At 62.1% G+C, this 13525-nt stretch carries 10 protein-coding genes and 2 tRNA genes; 3 read left to right on the top strand and 9 right to left on the bottom strand.

Features of this window, described 5'->3' with window-relative positions:
• Window positions 1-278: 278 nt before the first annotated feature.
• From ACMGG8_RS28225 to ACMGG8_RS28210, 4 genes are all read right to left on the bottom strand, one after another.
• Complete coding sequence (locus ACMGG8_RS28225) at window positions 279-1577, bottom strand: virulence factor family protein (protein ID WP_060837823.1); 1299 nt, start codon at window positions 1575-1577, stop codon at window positions 279-281.
• A complete protein-coding gene (gene mprF, locus ACMGG8_RS28220) occupies window positions 1577-4228 on the bottom strand; it encodes a bifunctional lysylphosphatidylglycerol flippase/synthetase MprF (protein ID WP_060837824.1) in 2652 nt (883 codons plus the stop codon). Before mprF ends, ACMGG8_RS28225 begins: the two co-directional genes overlap by 1 nt.
• A 277-nt stretch (window positions 4229-4505) precedes the next feature.
• Window positions 4506-4582: transfer RNA gene (locus tag ACMGG8_RS28215), tRNA-Met, on the bottom strand.
• 201 nt (window positions 4583-4783) lie between these two features.
• Window positions 4784-4860: transfer RNA gene (locus tag ACMGG8_RS28210), tRNA-Met, on the bottom strand.
• Window positions 4861-5154: 294 nt separating this feature from the next.
• Between ACMGG8_RS28210 and dinB the strand changes: the two genes are divergently transcribed.
• Window positions 5155-6222 carry a DNA polymerase IV gene (gene dinB, locus ACMGG8_RS28205; protein ID WP_060837825.1) on the top strand — a complete coding sequence of 356 codons (1068 nt, stop codon included), beginning with the start codon at window positions 5155-5157 and terminating at the stop codon, window positions 6220-6222.
• Between the two features lie 80 nt (window positions 6223-6302).
• On the opposite strand, the gene ACMGG8_RS28200 is transcribed toward dinB, so the two are convergent.
• The 4 genes from ACMGG8_RS28200 to ACMGG8_RS28185 form a co-directional block, all read right to left on the bottom strand.
• A complete protein-coding gene (locus ACMGG8_RS28200) occupies window positions 6303-7256 on the bottom strand; it encodes a hypothetical protein (protein WP_060837826.1) in 954 nt (317 codons plus the stop codon).
• Window positions 7257-7273: 17 nt separating this feature from the next.
• Window positions 7274-8989 (bottom strand): proline--tRNA ligase, encoded by a 1716-nt coding sequence (locus tag ACMGG8_RS28195; protein ID WP_060837827.1) that lies wholly within the window; start codon window positions 8987-8989, stop codon window positions 7274-7276.
• A 129-nt stretch (window positions 8990-9118) separates the two neighbouring features.
• Entirely contained in the window at window positions 9119-10684 is a 1566-nt protein-coding gene (locus ACMGG8_RS28190; protein WP_060837828.1) for an AmpG family muropeptide MFS transporter, read from the bottom strand.
• A 42-nt stretch (window positions 10685-10726) separates the two neighbouring features.
• Window positions 10727-11080: an MGMT family protein gene (locus ACMGG8_RS28185; protein WP_060837829.1), complete on the bottom strand. Its 354-nt coding sequence runs from the start codon at window positions 11078-11080 to the stop codon at window positions 10727-10729.
• Window positions 11081-11239: 159 nt separating this feature from the next.
• Between ACMGG8_RS28185 and ACMGG8_RS28180 the strand changes: the two genes are divergently transcribed.
• On the top strand, window positions 11240-12247 hold the full coding sequence (locus ACMGG8_RS28180) for a DUF481 domain-containing protein (protein ID WP_060842651.1): 1008 nt from the start codon (window positions 11240-11242) through the stop codon (window positions 12245-12247).
• A 106-nt stretch (window positions 12248-12353) separates the two neighbouring features.
• Here the strand turns inward: ACMGG8_RS28180 and ACMGG8_RS28175 are convergent, their stop codons facing one another.
• Window positions 12354-12563, bottom strand: coding sequence for a cold-shock protein (locus ACMGG8_RS28175; protein WP_002554837.1), 210 nt, complete (start codon window positions 12561-12563; stop codon window positions 12354-12356).
• A gap of 352 nt (window positions 12564-12915) precedes the next feature.
• Here ACMGG8_RS28175 and dcd point away from each other — a divergent pair, with 352 nt between their 5' ends.
• Window positions 12916-13482 (top strand): dCTP deaminase, encoded by a 567-nt coding sequence (gene dcd, locus ACMGG8_RS28170; protein WP_016965530.1) that lies wholly within the window; start codon window positions 12916-12918, stop codon window positions 13480-13482.
• The last annotated feature ends 43 nt before the right edge of the window (window positions 13483-13525 follow it).

Raw genomic sequence — 13525 nt, 5'->3', positions numbered from 1 at the left:
TGCAATCACTATGGGGTGCTAGTTGCCCAGACTCTTCGGGTTTCCAAGCCCGGTTGCTGAAGTTCAGCGACACCCGGAGCCTAGCCCGTGCAAGCGCAGGCCAACAAGGCAGCAAAGTGCCCAAAACGCACCCCTTACACAACTCTCGGAGTTTGCCTACAACCTGGGCGGGAGTCATCCGCTATTGCGCCGCTTTCAGCGAGACAACTCAGGCAACTGATGTAAAAAAGCCCCCGCAGCTTCAGGGCTGCGGGGGCTTTTATGGGGCGAGGCTCAGCTCACTCTTGAGCGGTGGCCTGATCCTTGACCTGGCGCTTCTCGATGGCATCCACCAGGCGCTTGGCCAGTGCCGGGTAGTTCTCATCGAAGTGATGGCCCCCTGGCAGCTTCATGGCTTCACCGACGGCGGTCTTGTCGGTGCAACCGCTTTCATCGACTTCTTCCACGCCATAGATGCACACCACCTTGGCCGCTGGCAGCTTGGCCATTTCCGGGCCGGTGGCGGCTTCCTTGCCGGCGTTGCCCAGCCAGCCTTCGACTTCGATCTCGAAGCTGCCGGTGCGGGCGAAGGCCAGCAGGATAATGGCGTCGATGCGCTGTTGCTCGGCTTCCGGCAGGCGGTTGTAGATCGCCGGCAGCACGTCGGCGCCGAAGGAGTAGCCGGTCAGCACGAAACGCTTGGTGCCCCACTTCTGCCGGTAGTGCTGCATCAGCTCGGTGAGGTCGATGGCGCTCTGTTCCGGGGTCTTGTGCTGCCAGTAGTAGCGCAGGGTGTCGATGCCCACCACCGGGTAGCCGATCTTGGCCATCTCGCCGGCCACGTCGCGGTCCAGGTCGCGCCAGCCGCCGTCGCCGGAGAGGAACAGGGTCACGGTGTCCTTGGCCTGGCCGGCCGGGACTTCCACCACGGGGATGCTCAGGCCGCCGTTCTCCGAACCCACCAGCAGCTTGCGCAGCTCGTTGTTCAGCACCTGGGGCAGGTGGATGTCGTAGTCGCTGATGCTGGTGGTGGCGTTGGGGGTGTCACGCACGAACCCGGCACTTTCGTCGTCCGGGTTGTCGTTCCAGGCCACCAGCCAGTGGCCGTGGGCCAGGGTCTTGGGCAACGGATCGGTACAGCCGGGCGCCGGGTTGATGGTGAAGCCTACCGACACGGCCTGGGCCTTGTCGTCGTTCTGGGAGGCGATCCAGCGCCAGGCCAGGGCGGCGCCCGGGCCGATGCCGCTGACCAGGGTGGCCGGGCCGTTGAGCTGGGGCAGGGCGTCTTGCAGGGCTTGCTCCTGCAGCTTGCAGTCGTCCTTGGGCAGGACCACCTGGACGATCTGCGCCGCACCGCTGCGGCTCAGGGCCAGCAGTTGCTTGTCGGTCAGGGTGGCGTCAGGCAGCACCGCCACCACCACTCGGGCCTTGGCCTTGGTGCCTGGGGTCACTCGGGTCAGGGTCGAACCGTCGGCCTGGGTCAGTTGTTCCAGGGTGGGTTCGGGAGCTGGGCGGTTCCACCACCAGTAGCCGCCACCTGCAATCAGAGCCAGCACCACCAGGGTTGCCAGCAGGTACCGCCAAGAGCGTCGAATCATTAGCGTTTCACCAATCCAGTCAAGCCGCCTGCAATCAGGGCGGCAGTGTCGGCCAATGCGACCAGCGGGTCCAGACCTGCCGGCACGGCCATGTAACGAGGTTCCCAGTCAGGCTGGAATTTGTCTTTGAAGCGGCGCAGGCCCTGGAAGTTGTACAGCTGCTCGCCACGACGGAACACCATCGAGCCCAGGCGTTGGGTCAACGGCGCGCCACGCCGGGGTTGCAGGCCGGACAGCGGCACCATGCCCAGGCTGAAGCGGGCGTATCCATGATTTTTATAGTGCTGGATCAGGCCGACCATCATGAACTCCATGGTCAGCTTCGGCGCGTCCGGGTGCGCCCGCATCAGGTCGAGGCTGGCCAGGTCGTGGCTGTAGGTCTCGAGCAGGTTGGCGAAGGCCACCGGGCGCCCTTCAAAACGGATGATCGCGATACGGAAGTGCTTGAGGTAGTCGTCGCTGAAGCGGCCCAGGGAGAAGCCTTTCTCGCGGACGTTCTTGCCGGTCAGCCAGGCATCGGAGATGACCTTCAGCTCATCCATCGGCGCTTGCCCGGGTTCGTGGATCTCCAGCGACAGGCCGTCGCGGGTGCCGCGGTTCCAGGTGTAGCGCAGGTCCTTCATCTCCTTGCCCTTGGCTTCGAGATCAAAGCGCTTGAGATCGACCCGGGCTTCTTCGCCGAGCTTGATCGCGGTCAGGCCGATGTCCATGTAGTAGGGCAGGTTTTCCGCCCGTACCTGGTAGAACACCGGGCGTGCGTGGTGTACGTCGCACAGGTCGCGGAACTGCCAGATCATTTCCGCGCGTTGCTGGGTCGGGCCGATGGGGTCGTACAGCGCCACCAGGCTGCGGCCACGGCGGGCGTACATGAGGAAGGCGTCGTCGTTGGGGTGGAACAGCAGCGCCTTGTCACCGGTCAGGGCCAGGCCGCCATCGGGTTGGGAGGAGGCCATGAGGATCTGCGCCGCCTTGTCCAGCTCTTCGCTGGTGGGCAGGTGGATCACCGGGCGCGCGGTGCGCAGCAGCCAGGTCAGGGACACCACCAGCAACAGCACTGCGGCGCCCAGCAGCGAGCGCAGGCCCCGGGGAGCATCGGCGTCGAGGGTGAACTGCCACCACAGCTGATGGCTGTAGGGCACGTCCTGATAGGCGAACAGCAGCAGCCAGATGGAGGCACCGAGCACACAGACGCTGGCCACCAGATACAGCGGCGAGAAGGGCAGTTCGGTCAGGCGGCTGGGGCGGTAGAACGAGCGCCGGAACACCGCCAGCAGGCTGGCCGTGAGGGTCATCAGGCAGGCTTCTTCCCAGTCGAAGCCTTTGAGCAGCGAGAGCAGGGCGCCCACCAGCAGCAGAATGGTGGTGAGCATCCAGGCCGCCGACAGGCGCCGGCGCAGGCCCTGGGCCAGTAGCAGGCAGAGCACGCCGATCAGGCTGGCGCCGAAGTGCGAGGCGTCCACCAGGCGATGGGGAATGAGAAAGCCGATGTGTTGCAGGCGGGTGTCGATTTCCGGGGTGGCGCCGGAGAACAGCAGCACCACGCCGGAAAGAAACACCAGCACCGCCAGGATCGGTGCCGCCAGGCCGGAAGCCACCCGCAGCGATTGCCGGGTCTGGAACAGGCGCTGGGCTTCGTTGATCAGCAGCAGGACGCAGGCCGCCAGCATCGGCAGCACCACGTAGATCAGGCGGTACAGCAGCAGTGCGGCGGCCAGGGGCGCGGCGCCGAGCTTGTCGGCGAAGGCTGCCAGCAGGATGGCTTCGAACACCCCGACGCCGCCGGGCACATGGCTCAGTACGCCCGCTGCCAGGGCCAGCAGGTAGACCAGCAGGAAGGCGCCGAAGGGCGGTGCTTCGGGCAGCAGTAGGTAGAGCACGGTGGCGGCTGCGGCGACGTCCAGGGCGGTGATGATCAGTTGCAGGAAGGTCAGGCGGCGACCTGGCAGGCGCAGGGTGCGGCGTCCGACCCGGACCAGCAGGTTGTCGCGCAGGGGTTGCTCCGGCAGGCGCCGGCGATAGATGCCGACGGCCAGTACCGCGCCCAGCAGCAGGATGGCCAGGGCGATGCCGGCCAACAGGCTCTCTGGCATGCGCAGGGCCGCCGAAGCGGCCGGCAGGTTGCTCAGGGTGGCCAGGGCCGCCAGCGGTGGCAAGGCGCAGCCCAGGGAGAGGCTGGCGAACAGGGTCATGTGGGCGACGTCTGAGGCCCCCAGCCCGTGGCGTGCATATAGGCGATAACGCACCGAGCCGCCGGACAGCAGCGACAGGCCGATGGCGTTGCCGATGGCGAAGGCGGTGAAGCCGCCCAGGGCCAGGGTGCGACCGGGCAGGTTGACTCCGGCATAGCGACTGGCGGACCACTCGTAGCCCAGCAGAATGATGAAGCCGACGATGGTCGCGCCCAGGGCGCCGAGCAGGGCCGGCTTGGGCACTTCAAGGATCGAGTCGTGCAGCGCGTAGAAGTCCAGCTCGCTGAGCAAATGCCGGCAAGCGACCAGGGCAATGGCGAACAGCAACAGGGTTACGGCCAGGCCCAGGGGCTGGCGGTATTTGCTCAACAGGTCCAGCCAGCGCAAGCGAGTGGCTGTCACAGGTTGAGTGGCGGTAGCGGTGGTATCGCTGTCTTGTGAGTCAGACGTGTTGGCGCGCATCAATCACCTCTTGGATTGTGCGCGACAGGATGGGGGTATCCAGCCAAGTTACCAATCCCTGTAGAAAAAATAGTTTCAGATATTAACGCGTCTCACCGTGGCCCGGCGACCCTGGGCGCTTGCCGCCGGGTGGTTGCTCGAGACAGAGCATAGCTCGCGTCTTGAAGGGTCGAAGCACCGCTAACGGTTCGCAATACTTTCTCAGGTCATTGTTGCGAAAGAACTTTTTCAACAGATACAAAAAAGGCCACTCTTTCGAGTAGCCTTTTTTGATGTTTGGTTGCGGGAGCCGGATTTGAACCGACGACCTTCGGGTTATGAGCCCGACGAGCTACCAGACTGCTCCATCCCGCGTCTGTGTGGCGGCATTCTACAGGCGAACGACTGAGTGTCAACCATTAATGGTCCGACAGGTCAAATAAACGTCGAATGGCCGACTCTGCCGCTTAAGTCAGCGACAGCTAAAGAGTTTTGCCGCGCTGCTGGTGAGTACGGGCAGGGAAAAACAGACGCGCACAAAAAAGGCCACTCTTTCGAGTAGCCTTTTTTGATGTTTGGTTGCGGGAGCCGGATTTGAACCGACGACCTTCGGGTTATGAGCCCGACGAGCTACCAGACTGCTCCATCCCGCGTCTGTGTGGGCGGATTCTACAGCGTCGCGGGCGCCTGTCAATCATTAATTTTTAAAAAAGGCTTCCTGTTCAATCGCTTAGCGTGCTCGCAGGAGCGTTTGGCGAGGCTTGGGCCCAGGTAGAACGTGGCTTGCAGCTCTATGGAAGGCTTGGCGCTCATTGAGAGAATAAATGTCTCATGGTGCTTTGCCGATTGCTCCGAGATGCAAGGTACTGGTGCTATATACAGGGGCCGGTAGATACTGATCGCCCGCTTTGATTCCGACTTCAGCTTTCAATGATCCCTGCCTTTATATGATGCAGCGCAAAATCATCCACATTGACTGTGATTGCTTCTATGCCGCCATCGAAATGCGCGATGACCCGCAGCTGGCCAGCAAACCGCTGGCAGTGGGCGGCTCCGCGGATCGGCGGGGGGTGATTGCGACCTGCAACTATGAGGCGCGGGCCTATGGCGTGCGTTCGGCCATGTCGTCGCGGCACGCGTTGACCCTGTGTCCGGACCTGGTGATCGTCCGGCCGCGCATGGATGCCTACCGCGAGGCGTCGAAAGAGATTCATGCGATCTTTCGGGATTACACCGATCTGATCGAACCCTTGTCCCTGGACGAGGCCTACCTGGACGTTTCCGACAGCCCGAACTTCGCCGGCAGCGCAACGCGCATCGCCCAGGACATTCGGCGGCGGGTGTCCAATCAATTGCATATCACCGTCTCGGCCGGGGTCGCACCCAACAAGTTTCTGGCCAAGATCGCCAGCGACTGGAAAAAGCCCAACGGCCTGTTCGTCATCACTCCGGATCAGGTGGAGGATTTTGTCTCCGAATTGCCAGTGAGCAAGTTGCATGGGGTGGGCAAGGTCACGGCGGACAAACTGGGTCGTCTGGGGATTGTCGACTGCCTGCAGTTGCGCGACTGGAGCAAGCTGGCGCTGGTGCGCGAGTTCGGCAGTTTCGGTGAGCGTCTGTGGAGCCTGGCCAGGGGGATCGACGAGCGGCCGGTGCAGAATGACAGTCGGCGCCAGTCCATCAGCGTGGAAAACACCTATGACGTGGATCTGCCGGATCTGGACAGTTGCCTGCAGAAGTTGCCGGAGCTGATGGAGACGCTGGCCGGGCGCATGACCCGTATCGACGCCAGCTACCGACCGGGCAAGCCGTTCGTCAAAGTGAAGTTCCATGACTTTACCCAGACCACCCTGGAACAGGCGGGGGCGGGGCGGGACCTGGAGAGTTATCGGCAACTGCTGACCCAGGCCTTCAAGCGGGGCGGAAAGCCAGTGCGCCTGTTGGGCATTGGTGTGCGTTTGCAGGATCTGCGCGGCGCTCATGAACAGCTGGAGCTGTTCCAGGGCGGAGTGTAGGCGCTGGCTTGCCAGCGAACCGGGCTGTTATTCAGCCGCGGTAGCGCTTTTCGCCGGTAAGCCGGCTCCTACAGGGGATGTCAGTTGCTGCCGGGGTCGGCGACCAGGCGGCCGGCGTTCTTGGTCAGGGACTTGAGAAACTCGCTCTGCAGTTCCGGATCGTTGCGGGTCAGCTCGATCAGGCTCTGCTCCAGTTCGCTGGCTTCTTCTTCCAGGCCCAGTTCCGACAGGCGCTTGACTCGGTGCACCCATTGGCTCACTTCGTCATCTTCCAGGTCGTCGTAGATCAGGGCGTGAGCTTCCACCAGCTTGCCGCGCAGGCTGCTGCTCAGGCTCAGGGACGAGTCGGAATGCACTTCGTCCTGGGCGTCTTCGACACTGATCTGCAACTTGCCGATGTGGTTCAGGTCCTGTTCGGAGAACGGCGCGTCCAGCAGGTTCAAGCGCAGCACACCATTGCGATCGGTGCTCATGTCGTAGGTCTGCTTGCCGGCCTTGACTTGCACCGGGCGCTCGCTCCAGGGCAGGCTCGAATACTCCAGGCGCTTGTCACGCTGGACTTCATCGATGGCTGCCAGGTTCTGCTGGGCCCGACCGTGGGACGGCATGTTCATGAACGGGTTGAGCCCCGACACGCCATAGCTGACCCAGTCCTTGGTGACGCTGTCCGGCAGGTTGCCCAGGGCGAACACATTGACCACGTTGGCACCGACGCCGGCCACCAGTGCTACCGCACCCAGCGGGATCTCGTAGATCTCCCGCCAGGGTTGGTAGGGCGTATAGCGATCGTAGCGGCGGGTGACCTCGAACTCGGTGACTTCGAAGGTCTTTTGCTCGTGGATACGTACCCGGCGTTGCGGCAGCTCAAGCACCTTAGGCTCACCGACATCGATCTGCAGGCTGTGATCGAGCAATTTGCGCTCGATCCGTTCCTCGTGTTCGCTGCGTTGCGACATCTGATTGGCGCAGCCGCTGACCAGCAGGGCGCCGCACAAGGCGGCGCCCCCGAGGCTTAAGGTGTTTCGCTTGAACATGACTTCTCTATCTGGTTTCAGCGACGGATACGGGCTTGGAGGAAGGACAGAACGTCGGCCACGGGCAGCGCTTGCGCCTCGGCTTCGGTACGGCTCTTGTATTCCAGGTTGCCTTCGGCGAGGCCGCGATCGCTGACCACGATGCGGTGAGGAATGCCGATCAGCTCCATGTCCGCGAACTTGATGCCCGGGCTGGTTTTCTTGTCGCGATCGTCCAGCAGTACTTCAAAACCGGCGGCAGTCAGTTCTGCGTAGAGTTTGTCGGTGGCTTCGCGAACCTGCTCGGTTTCGTAGCGCAGCGGTACCAGGGCGATCTGGAACGGCGCCAGGGTGTCGCTCCAGATGATGCCGTTTTCGTCGTTGTTCTGTTCAATGGCGGCGGCCACCACGCGGGACACGCCAATGCCGTAGCAGCCCATTTCCAGGGTCACCGGCTTGCCGTTCTCGCCCAGCACTTCGCACTTCATCGCCTTGCTGTACTTGTTGCCCAGCTGGAAGATGTGCCCGACTTCGATGCCGCGCTTGATTTCCAGGGTGCCCTTGCCGTCCGGGCTCGGGTCGCCAGCGACCACGTTACGCAGGTCGGCCACGGTCGGAACGGGCAGGTCACGCTCCCAGTTGACGCCGAAGTAGTGCTTGTCGTCGATGTTGGCGCCGACGCCGAAGTCGCTCATCAGCTCCACCGAACGGTCGATGATGATGGGCAGTGGCAGGTTCACCGGGCCCAGGGAGCCGGCGCCGGCACCGATGGCGGCACGCAGTTCGGCTTCGGAAGCCATGACCAGCGGGCTGGCAACGCCAGGCTGGTTGGCGGCCTTGATTTCGTTCAGTTCGTGGTCGCCACGGATGATCAGGGCGATCAGCTTGCCGGCTTCTTCGGCATGCACCACCAGGGTCTTGACGGTCTTCTCGATCGGCAGGTTGTAGCCTTCCACCAGCTGGGCGATGGTTTTCGCGTCAGGGGTGTCGACCAGGCGCATCTCTTCGGTCGGCGCCGGGCGCGAGGTTTCGCGCGGCACGGCTTCGGCCTTCTCGATGTTCGCAGCGTAGTCGGAACCGTTGCTGAAGACGATATCGTCTTCGCCGGACTCGGCCAGTACGTGGAATTCGTGGGAGCCGGCGCCGCCGATGGAGCCGTTGTCCGCTTCAACCGGACGGAACTTCAGGCCCAGGCGGGTGAAGACGTTGCAATAAGCCTGGTGCATGCGGTCGTAGGTGACCTGCAAGGACGCCTGGTCGGCGTGGAAGGAGTAGGCGTCCTTCATGATGAACTCGCGACCGCGCATCAGGCCGAAGCGCGGGCGGATCTCATCGCGGAATTTGGTCTGGATCTGGTACAGGTTCAGCGGCAGCTGCTTGTAGCTGCTCAGCTCGTTGCGCGCCAGATCGGTGATCACTTCTTCGTGGGTCGGGCCGGCGCAGAAATCGCGACCGTGCCGGTCTTTGAAGCGCAGCAGCTCAGGGCCGTATTCTTCCCAGCGACCGGATTCCTGCCACAGCTCAGCCGGCTGAGTGCTCGGCATCAACACTTCAAGCGCGCCCGCGGCGTTCATTTCTTCGCGAACGATGGCTTCAACCTTGCGCATCACCCGCAAGCCCATCGGCAGCCAGGTGTACAGGCCGGAAGCCAGTTTACGGATCATGCCGGCGCGCAGCATCAGCTGATGGCTGATCACGACCGCGTCGGAAGGCGTTTCTTTCTGTGTGGCGAGCAAATATTGACTGGTACGCATGGTAGGCCGTTGTCGGTTGCTGAAGACTGGAAGTGACGGAGCATTGTACGGGCGAGTTCCGCTGGCGTACAGGATTGCGCTTGGAAGGGCGGGGAGCGACGGGGAACGGCCCGTAACTCCCGGGATTTTCTAGGATTCTTCGCTCACGGCGGTGCCATTGGCGGGGTGCTCCGGCTCGGGTTTGGGCCCGGCGCGGCGGCTCTCCTGGAACCAGTGCAGGGCGATCAGGATCAGCGTCGGGACCCCGAGTATCGCGGTGATGAGGAAGAAGTCATGGTAGCCGAACTTCTCCACCATGACCCCGGAATAGCCGCCGATCAGGCGCGGCAGCAACAGCATGATCGAGCTGAGCAGGGCGTACTGGGTGGCGGAGAACTTGAGGTTGGTCAGGCTCGACAGGTAGGCGACGAAAGCCGAAGTGGCCATGCCCGAACTGAAGTTGTCCAGGGAAATGGTGACAATCAGCATTTCCAGGTTCGGGCCCATGTCGGCGAGCATGAGGAACAGCAGGTTGGTGGCGGCGGAGGCGGCGCCACCGATGAACAGGATCGGCAGGATGCCGAAGCGCACGATCAGCAGGCCGCCCATGCCGGCCCCGAGCAGGGTCATGATCAGGCCGAAGATCTTGCTGACCCCGGCGATCTGGTCCTTGGTGAAGCCCTGGTCGATATAGAACACGTTGGCCATGACGCCCATGACCGTGTCCGACATGCGATAGGTGGCGATGAGCCCCAGCAGCAGGAAGGCTTGCCAGCGATAGCGCAGGATGAAGTCGTTGACCGGCGTCAGCACCGGCGCCAGGCCCCGGCGGCCCATGGCCGACAGGCACAGGGCGGTGAGGGTGATATAGAGGATGGCCCGCAGGAACGCCCGGTCTTCCAGCAACAGGTCCAAAAGGCTCATGCCATCGAAGATCACGCTGGCGAAGTCGGTGTTGTAGAGCTGGGTGAAGGTGGCGGGCACCGAAACCAGCAGCACGATCAGGACGAATACCGAGATCAGCTGGTGAGCGAAGCTGTAGCGTCCCGCGGAGAGTTGGGTGCGCAGTGGCACGGCGGGCTCACGCATCAGCAGGGTGGTGATCAGCGCGGGAATCATCAGCACGCCGAACAGCACGTAGGTGCCGGTCCAGGCTGAATGCTTGTAGCTGAAGCCGGTGGAGCCGAAGCCTTCGGCAAAGAACAGGGCGCCGGCGGTCGCTAGCAGCACCGCTACCCGATAGCCGGACATGTAGCTGGCGGCCAGGGCGGCCTGGCGGCTGTCGTCGGCGATTTCCAGGCGGTAGGCGTCGATGGCGATGTCCTGGGTCGCCGAGGCAAAGGCCACGATCACGGCAATGGCGATCAGCCAGGACAGATGTTTTTGCGGGTCACAGAAGCCCATGCCGATCAGGCCGAGAATCACCAGGGTCTGGGCCAGTACCAGCCAGGAGCGGCGTCGGCCGAGCTTGCCCAGTATTGGCAGGCGCCATTGGTCAAGCAGCGGGGACCATACCCATTTAAAGGCATAGGCCAAACCGATCAGGCTGGCGTAACCGATGGTTTCGCGGGCCACACCGGCCTCGCGCAACCACACCGAGAGAGTCGAGAACACCAGCATGTAAGGCATGCCGGCAGCGAAACCAAGCAGCAACAGCACGAGCGTCGAGGGGCTGGCATAGGCGGCAAGTGCGGCGCGCCAGGTTTTACGGGGCATGGGCTGAAGTCTGCCTCAGATTGCGGAAACAAAGCGCGCACTCTAACCGCTGTGCTCTACCGGGCGCCAGCCATGGCGCTGAATATCCACGCGATTATTCCGGATAGTGATGCCTTCGCCGCGCAGTCTGGCGCGCTGCTCATCACCTGACGGGCTGCCGGCCGGCAGGCTGATGCGGCCGCCGGCGGCCAGTACCCGGTGCCACGGCAGGCGGGTGTCAGCCGGCAGCTGGCTGAGGGTGCGGCCAACCCAGCGCGCGGCGCGGCCCAGGCCGGCCATTTCTGCCAGTTGGCCGTAGCTCACCACCTTGCCTGCGGGAACCTGGGCCAGGGTCAGGTACAGCGCCGTGCGTCGGATTTGCGCCGGGTCCTGCGGGGCGTCGCCGTGTTCGGTCACATTCGCGGTTCCAGATCAATGAAGAGGCGTTGGTCGGTTCAGGGGATGAGGGGTGGATGCATATTGAACTCACTCTCAATACCCGGGTCAGTCCTGACTAAGGCGTGTTCAGCAGGAATAATGCCGTTTTTTTTCGCAAGATCGAGCCCTGTATTACCTATGTTGCCTAGAACGTTGTTGTGTTTCGCGGTGCTCAGCGCCTCCACGCCTGTCCTGGCCGATACCGTCTGGTTGAAGAACGGTGATCGCCTGAGCGGCAAGATCAAGGTTTTCGACGGCGGCAAGCTGTTGCTCCAGACCGACTATGGCGGCGCTATTTCCATCGACTGGAAACAGGTCAAGACCCTGGAAAGCGACCAGGAGCTGTTGGTCAAGCAGGATGCCTACATCGGCGAGAAGACCAAGTCGTTGCAGGCGGCAGAGGAGGGCAAGGTCATTCTTGCCAATGGTGAAGCGCCCAAGACGGTGGAGCTGGCGAGTATCCAGCAGATCATGAAGCCCAGGCCGCTGGTGGAGGACATGGTCTGGAAGGGCAATGTCGATGTCGCCATGGACTACAAGCGTGCGGAGAAGGATACCGATGACTACGACATCGACTTCAAGACGTCGGCGCGCCATGGGGCTTGGCGCCACAATGCGCAGGGTGAGTACAACCGTGAGTTCCAGGATCATGTGGTGACCACGGACAACTGGAGTGCCGAATATGCCCTGGACCGTTTCATCACTGAAAAATGGTTCTGGGAAGGGCGTCTGACCTACAAGCGTGACAAGGTCGAGGAGCTGGAGCGGCAGCGGGTCGTGGGTACCGGCCCTGGCTACCAGTTCTGGGACGATGAATTGGGGGCGTTCTCCCTGGGCTCGCTGCTCAACCGTACAGATTACGAGTACGCCGAAGGCGGCAGGGACAACTTCTATTCCCTGGCAATGAAGTGGGACTACAACCGCTATCTGATCGGTAAACGGGTGGAGTTCTTCACCAATGGCGAAGTCGGGCGACCGCTTTCCGGGGTGGCCGACTATGCGCTGGATGCCGAGATGGGGTTGCGCTACAAGGTCACCGACTGGGCGTCGCTGAACCTGAAGGCGGAAAAGGACCTGATTCGCGGCACCAAAGACAGCGATCTGGACAAGACCCGCTACACCGTGGGCTTTGGCGTGGCCTGGTAAACCGGAGCGGCCCGGGCGCCTTTTCAGTAAAAGGCGCCGACAAAAACACCGGGCACAAAAAAGCCCCGCTGTTGAGGGCGGGGCTTTTTTACTGGATCAGTACAAGTTAGATAACTTGAACTTCTTCAGCTTGCATGCCTTTCTGACCGCGGGTAGCGATGAAAGAAACCTGTTGGCCTTCTTTCAGGCTTTTGAAGCCGTCGGATTGGATAGCTTTGAAGTGTACGAACAGGTCGTCACCGGATTGTGGAGTGATGAAGCCGAAGCCTTTTTCATCGTTGAACCACTTAACGGTACCGGTTTGGCGATTAGACATGGTGTATCTCCTTGGACAAAGTTAACTGCGACTCAGGAAAAGCCCTGGCCGAGACTGAGTGCAAAGAGCAGGAAAAATTCTTGGAGATGGTTGGATCGAAATTCAACATCGTGTAGAGATTCTCAGTGACACAAGCAGCACAGTGGCGCCACCTTAACCCTTTTTCCTGAACGTGCCAATGGCTAGGGCCAAGGTTTCTCGGTTTTCGTGACTGACGGCCCGTCGTTCGTCGCCGAGCCCTTGAAAATCGTGGTGTCGGGCGAGAAAAACGCCCCGGACTTTGAACCCGACCCCGCGCCCCGGTAAGATGCCTGACCGTTTTTTTTCACCTCGCTATTTCAGGACACCCGCCATGAGCATCAAATCGGACAAGTGGATTCGCCGCATGGCGCAAGAGCACGGCATGATCGAGCCCTTCGTAGAGCGCCAGATGCGTGGCGAAGGCCCGGATCGGCTGATCTCCTTCGGGGTGTCGAGCTACGGCTACGACGTGCGCTGCGCCGATGAATTCAAGGTGTTCACCAACATCAATTCGGCCACCGTCGATCCGAAGAACTTCGATGAAAAGAGCTTCGTCGACATCAAGAGCGACGTCTGCATCATCCCGCCGAACTCCTTTGCCCTGGCGCGTACCGTCGAGTACTTCCGCATTCCGCGCAACGTGCTGACCATCTGCCTGGGCAAGAGCACCTATGCCCGTTGCGGCATCATCGTCAACGTGACCCCGCTGGAACCTGAGTGGGAAGGCCACGTGACCCTGGAGTTCTCCAACACCACCACCTTGCCGGCGAAGATCTACGCCAACGAAGGCGTGGCGCAGATGCTGTTCCTGGAGTCCGATGAAGAGTGCGAAGTGTCCTACAAGGACCGGGGCGGCAAATACCAGGGCCAACGTGGCGTCACCCTGCCGCGCACCTGAGTACGTCCGTCTGACAGACAGCGGGAATTCCTGAGCGGACCCA

The organism is Pseudomonas sp. BNK-45 (genome assembly GCF_047456255.1).
Taxonomy (GTDB): domain Bacteria; phylum Pseudomonadota; class Gammaproteobacteria; order Pseudomonadales; family Pseudomonadaceae; genus Aquipseudomonas.
Note: the sequence above shows the minus strand (reverse complement) of the source record. Positions and strands in the feature narration are given on the sequence as shown.

Excerpts from the sequence above, each read along its gene's own strand:
- ACMGG8_RS28225 (WP_060837823.1), bottom strand. The coding sequence starts at position 1,577 with ATGATTCGACGCTCTTGGCGGTACCTGCTGGCAACCCTGGTGGTGCTG.
- mprF (WP_060837824.1), bottom strand. The coding sequence starts at position 4,228 with ATGCGCGCCAACACGTCTGACTCACAAGACAGCGATACCACCGCTACC.
- dinB (WP_060837825.1), top strand. The coding sequence starts at position 5,155 with ATGATGCAGCGCAAAATCATCCACATTGACTGTGATTGCTTCTATGCC.
- ACMGG8_RS28200 (WP_060837826.1), bottom strand. The coding sequence starts at position 7,256 with ATGTTCAAGCGAAACACCTTAAGCCTCGGGGGCGCCGCCTTGTGCGGC.
- ACMGG8_RS28195 (WP_060837827.1), bottom strand. The coding sequence starts at position 8,989 with ATGCGTACCAGTCAATATTTGCTCGCCACACAGAAAGAAACGCCTTCC.
- ACMGG8_RS28190 (WP_060837828.1), bottom strand. The coding sequence starts at position 10,684 with ATGCCCCGTAAAACCTGGCGCGCCGCACTTGCCGCCTATGCCAGCCCC.
- ACMGG8_RS28180 (WP_060842651.1), top strand. The coding sequence starts at position 11,240 with ATGTTGCCTAGAACGTTGTTGTGTTTCGCGGTGCTCAGCGCCTCCACG.
- ACMGG8_RS28175 (WP_002554837.1), bottom strand. The coding sequence starts at position 12,563 with ATGTCTAATCGCCAAACCGGTACCGTTAAGTGGTTCAACGATGAAAAA.
- dcd (WP_016965530.1), top strand. The coding sequence starts at position 12,916 with ATGAGCATCAAATCGGACAAGTGGATTCGCCGCATGGCGCAAGAGCAC.